Below are 11,731 nucleotides of genomic sequence, written 5' to 3' on the forward strand. Positions count from 1 at the left end.
GTGTTCATTGATGAATCGCTTCTTTCGATGTCGGCAATTCACAAATAAATGTGCTACCTTCCCCGTAAATCGATTCAACGTGTAAATGTCCGTCGTGCGCTTTCGCGATTTCTTTACAGATGGCGAGACCGAGTCCTGTCCCTCCGATTTTACGACGGTCTGAGTTATCGACCCGGTAAAATTTGCCGAACAAGTTCGGCAAGGCGGAAGAAGGGATACCCATCCCGTTGTCGCGGACTTTCATGACGACTTGTCCTTCGAGTCGTTCCAACGAGACGAGCACGTTGCCGCCTTCTGGGGAATACTTGATGGCGTTACTGAGCAAGTTACCGAGCAACTGTCGCATCCCTTCCAAGTCGGCCTCGATTTTAAAGTCTTGTCCGACATCGGCATCAAGGTGTAGATGATGCGAATCGGTCGTCTCTTGATAAAAGCTGATACTGTCGCGGGCGAGCTCGAGCAAATCGACCGTCTCCCACTCGAACGTCTGTTTTCCGGCCTCCATCTTTTGAAGGTCGAGGAAGTCGTTGACCAAGTACGAGAGACGTTTCGCCTCATCGTGAATCGTCTTCAAGTACAATTCGCGGCGGGTTGCCTTCAAATCACGCTCGAGCATCAACTCTGTGAATCCATAGATCGATGACAGCGGCGTTCTCAATTCGTGAGATACCGTCGAGACAAGCTCTGATTTCATTCGGTCAATTTCAGTTTCGGCCGTCACATCGCGCAAGACGAGCATCGTGCCGTGAATCTTCCCGTCTCGGTAAATACTCTCTGCATAGACTTGGAGGAAGCAATCGCCTTGATCCAATGAAATCGATAAACCGTCTTCCGGCGGCTCTTGGTCGAAGACACGTTCGATATAACTGATGAAAAGGTCTTGTTGATCGACACGTTCGGCAAACGGTTCGATATCAATCGATAACGTTGTCAGTTCCTCATAACCGGCGTATTCGAATTGAAGTTCATCGAACATGCGGATAAAGGCGCGGTTGCCGACAATCGTGTCTTCTTCATAGTTGAAATAAAGAATCGCTTCACGGACCGAGTTGATTAATTGTGCCGTCTCTTTACGATCCTGTTGCATCTGGCGATAAAGCCGCGTCCGTAAGAGCGAAATGGCCAACTGGTTCGCGAACGCGTTCAACTCTGATGTTTCACTCGCATCGAACGGCTTATCGTAACAGGCCAAATATAAACAACCGATCATCGTTCCGTCTGATGGATCTTTTACCGGGATGACGGTCTCATGGATATAGTACGGGTAGCCGTGAAGCTGGTCGGCCACTTTTTTTGAACTCGCCTCTAGCGTTCTTGAAATCATAACGCGTTTGAGTAAGAGCGACTGTACTTTCAAATCTTCTTGTTGTTCAGTGGTCATCCCTTTCGGTACGACGGACGTGATTTCATCGTCTTTGACGAGCAATACGGCCCCGAACTCGGCCTCGGTCAACCAGACGATTTTTTCGATGACAGCCGAATAGTCGAGTAACGATTCCTTCGAAGCGAGTACTTCAATCAATTCGTTACGATACTGCAGTTTGGTCTCGTTTTGTTTCGACGCCTCGAGCACGGACTGCATCTCTGTTTGCTTCGCGCGCATATTTTCGTTTTGACTGACCATTCGTGTAATCAAAGGACGTCCAATTAATAAAATAGCAGTGATAAACATGACTAGCCCGGTCATCCAGATCCAACGCAACGTCAGAAGTTCGGTCGGTGAGACGGTATCGTCCCGAACGAACCAAGCACCGATTGCTGTTAAAACGAGGCTGGTGATACAAACACCATAAAGGATGCCGAGAATTTGACGACTGTTCAATTGTTCAATCCACTTGCCCATAATACACTCTACTTCCTTCCTTAACTAAAAACCAACTCCAATTCCATTGTCGTATAACGGAAATATACAAAAAGAAAAATTAGATGAACACCGAATTGCTCAAACAATGTGCCATCAAGCATTCTCTGTTTAAATATCATATCTAGACGGATATACCCCGGATTTCAGCATCTTACACATTCAAATGTGCTTCCGATTGACACATGCGAAGGGAACAGGATAGCTTGAAAGAGAAGAAATGACTATGGAAGAGGTGCTCTTATGCTATCGATTGAACCTTCAGCGTTAACCGAGCGAGACACGTACAAATTTTTAATCGGGAGTATCGTTCCGCGGCCGATCGCTTTCGTGACGACTCGAAACGGCGACACAATCAATGCTGCGCCGTTTAGTTACTTTAACATCGTGGCGTCCGAGCCGCCGCTACTATCGATATCGGTTCAACGGAAGAACGGTGTCATGAAAGACACAGCCCGCAATGCGGTCGCGACAGAAGAACTCGTCATCCATATCGTCGATGAGACGAACGTGGCTCTCGTCAACGAGACCGCGGCCAATTTAGGGCCAGCGGAAAGTGAGCTCGATCGGACGACGTTCACGACCACACCGAGTGATATCATCGAGACGCCAGGCGTGAAAGAAGCCAAAATCCGGATGGAATGTAAACTGCACCATCACGTTCCGATTGAGCATGACGGGAAAGTGACGGCCGACTTATTGATCGCGCGAGTCGTGCGGTTCCATATTGACCCGGCGCTTTATGAAGCCGGACGTATCGACGCCGAACGATTGGCACCGGTCAGTCGACTCGCCGGAAACTTTTATGCGACACTCGGTGAAACGTTCGAAATCGAACGACCGAAATAAATGCCATGGCGCCTGCTCGAATCGGAGAAGTGGCGCCTTTTTTCGGGTAAAGAATGGAGAGCCCATTGGCATGATGGTTTTCTTTCACACGAGCGCTCGAATGTGTCACAATAAAGTCAGAACATTCTAATTTCTAACGCGTCAGCGATCAGAGAAAAAAGGGGAGTCGGCTATGTCATATCGTCCAGCCATTCAATCGATCATCAATGCCATTGAGACGGTGATCGTCGGAAAAGAAGATGTCATCGCAAAGAGTTTGACTGCTTTACTTGCCGGAGGGCACGTGTTGTTAGAAGATGTCCCGGGCGTCGGGAAAACGATGCTCGTCCGGACGTTCAGTCGAGCCATCGATTTGGATTTCAAACGTGTCCAATTCACACCGGACATGTTGCCTTCTGATTTGACCGGAATCTCAATGTATAACCAAAAGACGAAAGAGTTCGAATATCGGCCGGGTCCATTGATGGGTAATATCGTTTTGGCCGATGAAATCAACCGGACCTCTCCTAAAACACAATCGGCCTTGCTCGAGGCGATGGCGGAGCGCAGCGTGACGGTCGACGGTGAAGTCAAAATTTTACCGTCCCCGTTCTTCGTCATGGCGACGCAAAACCCGATTGAACATGAAGGGACGTATCCGCTCCCGGAAGCTCAATTGGATCGATTCCTCCTTAAAATCGAGATGGGCTATCCATCTTTCAATGAAGAGATTGCACTGCTGACGCGGTTTGAGAAAGCAGAACCGCTTGAGGCGTTACAGAGTGTCATTACGAAACATGAAGTCGAACAGATGCAACGCGAAGTGCGCGATGTACACGTTTCGAGTGCCGTCAAACAGTATATCGTCCGCTTGATTCACGAGTCGCGCAACGACCCGAACACGTATCTCGGGGGCAGTCCACGGGCGACACTCGCTTTGATGAAGGCGGCACAGGCGTGGGCGTATATCCACAACCGTGACTTCGTGCTACCGGATGACGTGAAGGCGCTCGCCGGTAGTGTGCTCGGTCATCGCATCTTACTGACGGCAGAAGCGCGCTATAAAGGGAAGACGGCCGAACAGCTCGTCAAAGGTTGGCTCGACACACTTCCGGTCCCGATGGATCGTGAGGTCAAAGAAGTATGAAAAATTGGATGAAGCTGTTCCTTGTGTGGGCGGCGGCATTCGGACTTTACGCATTCGCCCGGATTGAAGGGAGTATCGTCGCGTCGACGCTCTGGTGGTCATTTTTCGTCCTGGCCGCCTATTGGACGATTTTCATGATTTATCCGGTCACAGCCGCGAACGTGTCGCGCCGTGTGACGACGAAACGACTCGTCTCGGGCCAAACGATGGACGTGGAACTGCAAGTGGAGCGGAAATACCCGTTTCTTGTCGGGGTCGTCACGTTAGAAGAGACACCGCCGCCGCGACTCGCGACATCCACTGATGTCATCATTACCACGGTCGATCGTTTCTTTCGACGGACAGAGACGGTCCATTACGAAATCGAACAGATTCGACGCGGCATCCACGTGTTCGATCGGACTGTCCTTCACGTGCGAGACGTGTTCGGATTGTTCGACCGCAAACGGACGTTGCGACTCGAGACGGTCGTTGAAGTCTCACCTGCTGAACTTCCGTTCGACTTACCGCGTGACGAGCAAGTCGGTGGGCGAGGCGAACAGTATCGCCGCACGCGCACATATACCGAGGTTGCCAATACGACGAGTGGTGTCCGTGAGTATGCGGCCGGGGACCGCATCGGTCGAATCGATTGGAAAGCCTCGGCTCGACGCGGAAACTTAATGACGAAAACGTTCGACCAAGAGCAGGAGAAGAAACTGTCGCTTGTCTTTGTCCCATCGACAACGGCTGGGCATGAAGAAGCGTTCGAACGTTCATTGTCGCTTCTCGTCGGTGCAATCCGACAACTCGAGCGGAAAAATCTGCCGTTCGAACTGTATGTCATCGAAGAGCAGGTCCGTCTGTTCCATTTGCCGGACCAAAGCGCAGAGGTCGGCCATTACTTGCTGACAGCGACACCGGAGCCGGAAGGGCGCCTTGTCGAACGAGTGAAGCGCAACCTGCCGCAAGAAGTGGGGAACTTGATTTTGATTAGCCCACTCGAGACGAAATGGGTGCGTGAGATCATGAATGAGACACAAGGCAGCTATCATTTGTACACGGCGAACGAGGTGACGACATGACGACATGGTTGAAACGAATCGTCTATACGGCGCTTGCCGCCTACTTGTTGTCATTTTGGGTCGAGCCGATTGTGGGCAGTACGACATTTGATGTCAATTGGCCGTTCTTGTTCCTGCTTCTCGTTCCGATGTTTGCGAGCTTGTTGCCTTGGTATGGTTTCATTGGTGTGGTCGTCTTCAATTTCTTTATCGTCTTGTACGTGTACCACGGGAGTATCCTGGATTGGTTCGGTCTATGGTTAGAGGATTTGAGCGGGGTACTGAGCGGGGCTTTGCCGGAAGAGGCGATTTTCTTCTCGGCGATGGCACTCATCGGGGTACTGTTCGCCATCCTGGTCGGACGCACGTATCCGAGCTATGGCTTCGTTCTCGGGATGATCGTTTCGACGCTCGGACTGATGGCTTACTTTGACACGTGGACGCTTTATGACGGGGAAGGGAAGATTTTACTCGCAATTTTAGCATCGCTCTTATTGCTCTTCGTCACCGACCTGGCGAAACGACCGAGCAAATCGCTCGTCCGCTATGTCAGTATCGCGCTCCTCGCTTCGGTCGTGTTGGCGCTCGCGAGCGTGTCGCCGACAATTGAAGGGGATTGGTCCGATCGGTTGACGACGAGTTTCCAAAATGCTGGGAACGATGAAGGCTCAGGCAGCGGTCGAGTCGGCTATGGGGTGAACGATGAACAACTCGGCGGACCGTTTGAGCAAGATGACGGCATCGTCTTCATCGCCCGTGGTGTGCCGGCGCGCTATTGGCGCATCGAGTCAAAAGAGATTTATACGGGGAAAGGCTGGGTCGAGTCCCCGGTCCTCGATTCCGAATATAACCGCGGACAACTCGTCGACCAAGCTGTCGATACGACACCGGAACAGGCGTTGCTCCGATTTGACCGGCGCCAAACGTTCGTCCCGTATGGTGGAGAATACCCACAGGCGACGGAGACGGACAATGGCACCGAATTCCGAGTCGGGAATATCGAAGAACCGTTTCCGAACGAGACGATTCACATCCGACCGTCCGGGAAAATCGTGTTCGACAATGACGGGCAAACGACGCCTCAGACGATTCAACTTCGCTACAGTGTCCCTTCCTTCACAGAAGAGCAACTGGCGTTGAATGAGCCGGTGACGACGTTGACGGAAGAAGAGCGGCAGGCGTACTTACAATTGCCGGATTCACTTCCGGATCGGGTCCGCGACTTGTCGGCCGATATCACGGGCGACAGTGAGACACCTTACGACCAAGCCCAAGCAGTCCAAGCCTACTTCCAATCTGGAGATTTCCAATACAATACGGAAGATGTAGCCGTCCCGGAAGGTGATACGGATTACGTCGATCAATTTTTGTTCGATACGTTAATCGGGTACTGTGACAACTTCTCGACCTCGGCTGCCGTCCTTCTCCGGGCGAGCGGAGTGCCGACGCGTTGGGTCAAAGGTTTCACGATGGGTGATGCTCGCGGGATTATCCAAGGGGAAGAAGAATACACGGTCCGGAACCGTCACGCTCACTCATGGGTAGAATATTTCGTGGAAGGCGCAGGCTGGGTCCCGCTCGAGGCGACCATCAGTTTCTCGGACGCCAACTTGCTTCAAGTCGAGACGGAGGACGAAGCGAATGCAGACGATCCAGCGGCCAATGATCCACAAGCGTCGCAAGACGACGAGCCGACGAATCGTCCGCAAGAAGATTTGGCACTCGATGATGTGACGTCGGGAGAGGCGGCAACGGAGAACTGGAATATGCCGGTGTGGGGTTGGATTGTGATTGTCTTTACGGTCGCCGTTCTCGTATGGAACCGAAAATCGATTGAACGCCTCGTCATGATGCTTTGGTGGACACGGCGTCCATTGAATGAAAATCGACTTGTCGCCATGCATCGATATCTAGTGAAACGACTCCGCGGAGCAGGTTTCAAAGTCGACGGGCGCACGCCGTCCGAACTCGCCGCAGAGGTCGATGCTTATTATGAATCGACGGAAATGACGAGATTGACCCGTTTGTTTGAACAAAGTATCTATGCCGAAAAAACGCCGAATTCAAAATATAAAGAATATTGGAAAATCATGATTCGTCGAATTATGAGTTGAAGTAGGCGGATGCATACAGTAAGATAGACGCATTAGTTAGATAATTGAACAGCATTCCTTCGTATATACTCGCGAATTGGCGCGAGAGTCTCTACCGGACCACCGTAAATGGACCGACTATGAAGGAGCACGTTTCGTATACACAGAAAAGGGCGTGCTTCTTCTTCGGTTTAGTGAATCCGTAGGAGAAGCTCGCTCTTTTTTTGAGAAGAAGGCAGAAAGGTGGAGATTTTGTGAAAATAGAACAAGAGATGATTTTGGTGCTCGACTTTGGAGGCCAGTACAACCAGTTGATCACACGTCGTGTGCGTGACCTTGGCGTATATAGTGAGCTTCATTCCCACAAGATGACCGCTGCTGAGATTCGTGAATTGGCTCCGGCCGGGATTATTTTCTCGGGTGGACCGAACAGTGTGTACGCGGAAGGCGCATATCGCTGTGACCCGGAAATTTTCGAACTTGGCATTCCGATTTTCGGAATCTGCTACGGCATGCAACTTATGACGCATCACTTCGGTGGACGTGTTGAACGAGCGGCACATCGCGAATACGGAAAAGCGACGCTCTTCTCGACACCGGAAGCGTCGGCGCTCTACAAAGGTCTCCCAGTGGAACATACGGTTTGGATGAGCCATGGCGACCTCGTCATGGAAGCACCGCCAGGATTTATCGTCGATGGGACGAACCCATCATGTCCGGTCGCTTCAATCAAGAGTGATGAACTCAAAATGTACGGTGTACAGTATCACCCGGAAGTCCGTCACTCTGAGTACGGCAACGACATCTTGAAAAACTTCATCTATGAAGTGTGTGGTGCCAAAGGTGAGTGGTCGATGGAGAACTTCATCGATATCGAAGTCGAGAAGATTCGCGAGATTGTCGGTGACAAGCAAGTTCTTTGCGCGTTGTCAGGTGGCGTCGACTCATCGGTTGTCGCAGCGCTCGTTCATCGTGCCATCGGCGACCAATTGACATGTATGTTCGTCGACCATGGTTTGCTTCGTAAAAATGAAGCGGACAGCGTCATGAAGACGTTCGCGGACGGTTTCAATATGAAAGTCATCAAGATTGACGCGCAGGAGCGTTTCATGGCGAAACTTGCCGGCGTTTCAGATCCAGAACAAAAACGAAAAATCATCGGCAATGAGTTCATCTACGTGTTTGACGAAGAAGCGTCTAAACTTGTGGACATGGACTTCCTTGCCCAAGGTACGCTTTATACGGATATCATCGAGAGTGGAACGGACACGGCTCAAACAATCAAGTCGCACCATAACGTCGGTGGACTACCAGAAGACATGAACTTCACGTTGATTGAGCCACTTAACACGCTCTTTAAAGATGAAGTGCGTGAACTCGGGACTGAACTCGGTTTACCGGACTATATCGTTTGGCGCCAACCGTTCCCGGGACCAGGTCTTGGCATTCGTGTTCTCGGTGAAATCACAGAAGAGAAACTTGAAATCGTGCGTGAGTCAGATGCGATTCTGCGCGAAGAAGTGAAGAAAGCCGGTCTCGAACGTGATATTTGGCAATATTTCACGGTCCTTACACCAATTCGTTCAGTTGGTGTCATGGGCGACGAGCGGACGTATGACTATGCGGTCGGCGTACGTGCCGTCACCTCGATTGATGGAATGACTTCAGATTGGGCCCGCATTCCATGGGATGTACTCGAGAAAATCTCGGTTCGTATCGTCAATGAAGTCAGTCACGTCAACCGTGTCCTGTACGACATCACATCGAAGCCACCAGCAACAATCGAGTGGGAATAACCATCAGAGGGGAGAAATCCCCTCTGTTTTTATTTGGTAAATCCGAACAATAGATCGAAATATTTGATTAAAATCCGTCATTTGTGTTGACATTCGATTTTTCCGTTGTTAAGATAAAAACGTTCTTATCATATCCGAACAATTAAAAATTATTTTGCCGTATAATATCGGGAATATGGCCCGAGAGTCTCTACGAAATCACCTTAAATGATTTCACTACGGCGAGACATAGATCAGGGACGTATGTCCCTGTATGTTTCGCGTGGGGTCTCCGGTTATCAATCGGGGACCTTTTCTCGTTTTACGGCGAGCCAAGGAGGAAAACCAATGAGCACACAGCTCAAGCAAGAACCAAATCACCAACCATCAGGAAACCGGATTGAACGTTACTTCCAGTTGAATGAACTTGGAACGAACATCAAAACGGAATTGATTGCAGGATTCACTACGTTCCTGGCAATGGCTTACATCTTGTTCGTTAACCCGAACGTGTTAGGTGCAGCAGGAATGGACATGGGCGCCGTTTTCGTGGCAACCGGTCTTGTCGCCCTCGTCGGTTCTGTCATGATGGGCTTGTTCGCCAACTATCCGATTGCGATCGCTCCGGGTATGGGGCTTAACGCCTTCTTCGCGTACAGTGTAGTTCTCGGCATGGGTATTCCATGGCAGACGGCACTATCTGGGGTTCTCGTTTCTGGTTTGTTCTTTATCGTTTTAACACTGTCAGGTATTCGTGAGACAGTCGTCAACGCAATTCCGGGACCACTCAAAATGGCGGTCGCGGCAGGGATTGGTTTCTTTATCGCCTTTATCGGTTTGAAAAATGCAGGTATCGTCGTCGCCAACGAAGCGACGCTCGTCGGTCTCGGTTCACTCGGAACAGGGACGACACTCCTTTCGGTGTTCGGTCTTGTAGTGACAGCATTGTTAATGGTTCGAAATGTAAAAGGTGGTATCTTCATCGGGATGCTTCTCACAGCAATTGTCGGGATGATCTTCAATCTTGTACCGACACCGACTGCCATCTCAGACATCATCTCGGCACCACCGAGCATGTCATCGACGTTCGGACAAGCGTTCATCAATTTCTCAGAAGTCTTCACGGTCCAAATGCTAGTCGTCATCTTGACGTTCTTCTTCATTGATTTCTTTGATACAGCGGGTACGCTCGTAGCGGTAGCTCGTCAAGCAGGAATCATGAAAGACAACAAAGTGCCACGTGCGAGTAAAGCGCTCATGGCTGACTCAACAGCAACAGTGGCAGGTGCAATCTTTGGGACATCGACTGCGACGTCATATGTAGAATCGTCGGCTGGTGTAGCGGCCGGTGGTCGTTCGGGCTTGACGGCTGTATTCGCAGGTTTGTTCTTCGGATTGGCGCTCTTCTTCTCGCCACTCTTGGCAGTCGTCACATCGGCGGTCACAGCCCCTGCATTGATTATCGTAGGAGTACTCATGGCTTCGGCTTTACTCGATATCGACTGGAGAAAGCTAGAAATCGCGATTCCTTCATTCATGACGATTCTGATGATGCCCCTCACTTCGTCGATTGCGACGGGGATTGGGCTCGGATTCATCTTGTATCCGCTCATGATGGTCGCGAAAGGGAAGACGAAAGAGATTCACCCAATCATGTACGGCATGTTAGTGATCTTCTTGGCTTACTTTATATTCTTGCCGCACGCGTAATGAAATGAAGCCGACTCGGTTTATGAGTCGGCTTTTTTGTATGCAGTGTTTTCAGGTAAGAAGGGGTCGTACATGGTTAAAGCATGGTTTTCTGTGATGAACTCATTTCGGATGAATGTGCCATCTTGGGAGAAGACGCTTCTAAATATTTGGTTATGCCGAACTGTTCCACCCCACCATTCATTCGTGAAGTGGTGGTTTTCTTCATATATCTCATATTGAACGGTTGGTGGGATATTGGACCGCCATTGCCCTACGAGATAATCCCCCTCTATATATAGAAGGAGTTGAAACGTCTGTGCCGTCCGATTGGTGATTTGAAGGTCTAAATAGTTGTAGGAACATGTGGCGCCACTCCCAAAAGGTTGGTCCCTTCGTGAATCAGGGAAGACATCATAACTGTGGCGGTAACGCTCGGTCACTGTGAGTGGGCTATGGAGCGTGATCCAATAAATCAAGTTGGATAATTGGCACAATCCGCCCCCGGTTCCAGTCGTGACCTTTCCGTAATGCAAAATCATTCCGTCCACATAGCCCTTTCGTTTTGTAGGTCGCCCGATGGCTTTCCAATATGAGAGCACTTCATTTGGAGAAACGATGATGCCATTTAACTGTTTAATGGCGATATTAAGATTAATGACTTTATTCTGTTGCATTTTGAGATCGATATCTCGTAATTTTCGGTAGAGTGGGGTGCGGTGCTCATAGATGAGGTGGGGCAGTGGTGCAGTATCTCGTTTAGAAGTGTACCGCTTCTTATCCGTCATCCATTGTGTTCGGCGTTTTAATATGTAATACTGTGTTCCTGCCCAGATGCGCAGGTTCGATCGTTTCTTTGGCTGCAGTTGGAGCATCAAGTGTCACCTTCTTATAAGTTGGTATTGATGAGTATTCGTCGACAGGGAAAAATTCCCTTCTCCAATACAATAGATGCGAGTAAGGGGACGAGAAAAATCTTTTAAAGTTTTTTTAGAATAATGCTTGCCAGGTGATAGAAAGGGATGCTATAGTTATCTCTGTTGCCAGCGCTGCTTACAACTTAGTAAACAAACTGGTTGACACACAATAATGATAAATGTTATTATCATTTAGTCGCCAAGAGCGACAGACGAACTTTGAAAACTGAACGATGAGGCAAAAAAAGTTTTACAATTTTCGAATGAAGCGCAAGCTTCGTCATTTTTAAAGAGCTATATCAAATTCTTTGGAGAGTTTGATCCTGGCTCAGGACGAACGCTGGCGGCGTGCCTAATACATGCAAGTCGAGCGCAGGA

Annotated in this window: 8 protein-coding genes, 1 rRNA gene and 2 riboswitches; of the genes, 7 read left to right on the top strand and 2 right to left on the bottom strand. The window is 49.8% G+C overall.

The genetic code is table 11. The features are described 5' to 3' along the window. Nucleotides 1–4: 4 nt before the first annotated feature. Entirely contained in the window at nucleotides 5–1,843 is a 1,839-nt protein-coding gene (locus KNP71_RS10725; protein WP_241764612.1) for an ATP-binding protein, read from the bottom strand. Between the two features lie 261 nt (nucleotides 1,844–2,104). Here KNP71_RS10725 and KNP71_RS10730 point away from each other — a divergent pair, with 261 nt between their 5' ends. The 6 genes from KNP71_RS10730 (at nucleotide 2,105) to KNP71_RS10755 (ending at nucleotide 10,457) form a co-directional block, all read left to right on the top strand. Continuing rightward, nucleotides 2,105–2,710 (top strand): flavin reductase family protein, encoded by a 606-nt coding sequence (locus tag KNP71_RS10730; protein WP_214830695.1) that lies wholly within the window; start codon nucleotides 2,105–2,107, stop codon nucleotides 2,708–2,710. A gap of 172 nt (nucleotides 2,711–2,882) precedes the next feature. Next, on the top strand, nucleotides 2,883–3,836 hold the full coding sequence (locus tag KNP71_RS10735; protein WP_021065165.1) for an AAA family ATPase: 954 nt from the start codon (nucleotides 2,883–2,885) through the stop codon (nucleotides 3,834–3,836). Continuing rightward, on the top strand, nucleotides 3,833–4,900 hold the full coding sequence (locus KNP71_RS10740; protein ID WP_021065164.1) for a DUF58 domain-containing protein: 1,068 nt from the start codon (nucleotides 3,833–3,835) through the stop codon (nucleotides 4,898–4,900). The genes KNP71_RS10735 and KNP71_RS10740 overlap by 4 nt, the downstream gene beginning before the upstream one ends. Next, the gene (locus KNP71_RS10745; RefSeq protein ID WP_029596122.1) at nucleotides 4,897–6,993 is read left to right on the top strand and encodes a transglutaminase domain-containing protein; all 2,097 of its coding nucleotides are present in this window, start codon (nucleotides 4,897–4,899) and stop codon (nucleotides 6,991–6,993) included. Before KNP71_RS10740 ends, KNP71_RS10745 begins: the two co-directional genes overlap by 4 nt. Before the next feature lie 39 nt (nucleotides 6,994–7,032). Then, nucleotides 7,033–7,133, top strand: a riboswitch (purine riboswitch). A 111-nt stretch (nucleotides 7,134–7,244) separates the two neighbouring features. Next, on the top strand, nucleotides 7,245–8,768 hold the full coding sequence (gene guaA / locus KNP71_RS10750; protein ID WP_029596121.1) for a glutamine-hydrolyzing GMP synthase: 1,524 nt from the start codon (nucleotides 7,245–7,247) through the stop codon (nucleotides 8,766–8,768). Between the two features lie 137 nt (nucleotides 8,769–8,905). Then, a riboswitch (purine riboswitch) is annotated at nucleotides 8,906–9,007 on the top strand. Between the two features lie 88 nt (nucleotides 9,008–9,095). Then, a complete protein-coding gene (locus tag KNP71_RS10755) occupies nucleotides 9,096–10,457 on the top strand; it encodes an NCS2 family permease (RefSeq protein ID WP_035385692.1) in 1,362 nt (453 codons plus the stop codon). 20 nt (nucleotides 10,458–10,477) lie between these two features. Here the strand turns inward: KNP71_RS10755 and KNP71_RS10760 are convergent, their stop codons facing one another. Next, the gene (locus KNP71_RS10760; protein ID WP_029596119.1) at nucleotides 10,478–11,311 is read right to left on the bottom strand and encodes a VanW family protein; all 834 of its coding nucleotides are present in this window, start codon (nucleotides 11,309–11,311) and stop codon (nucleotides 10,478–10,480) included. Between the two features lie 347 nt (nucleotides 11,312–11,658). On the opposite strand from KNP71_RS10760, the gene KNP71_RS10765 reads away from it, so the two are divergent. After that, nucleotides 11,659–11,731 (top strand): 16S ribosomal RNA (locus KNP71_RS10765); the annotation flags it as partial.

The organism is Exiguobacterium sp. s56, from assembly GCF_018618255.1.
GTDB classification, from domain to species: Bacteria; Bacillota; Bacilli; order Exiguobacteriales; family Exiguobacteriaceae; genus Exiguobacterium; species Exiguobacterium chiriqhucha.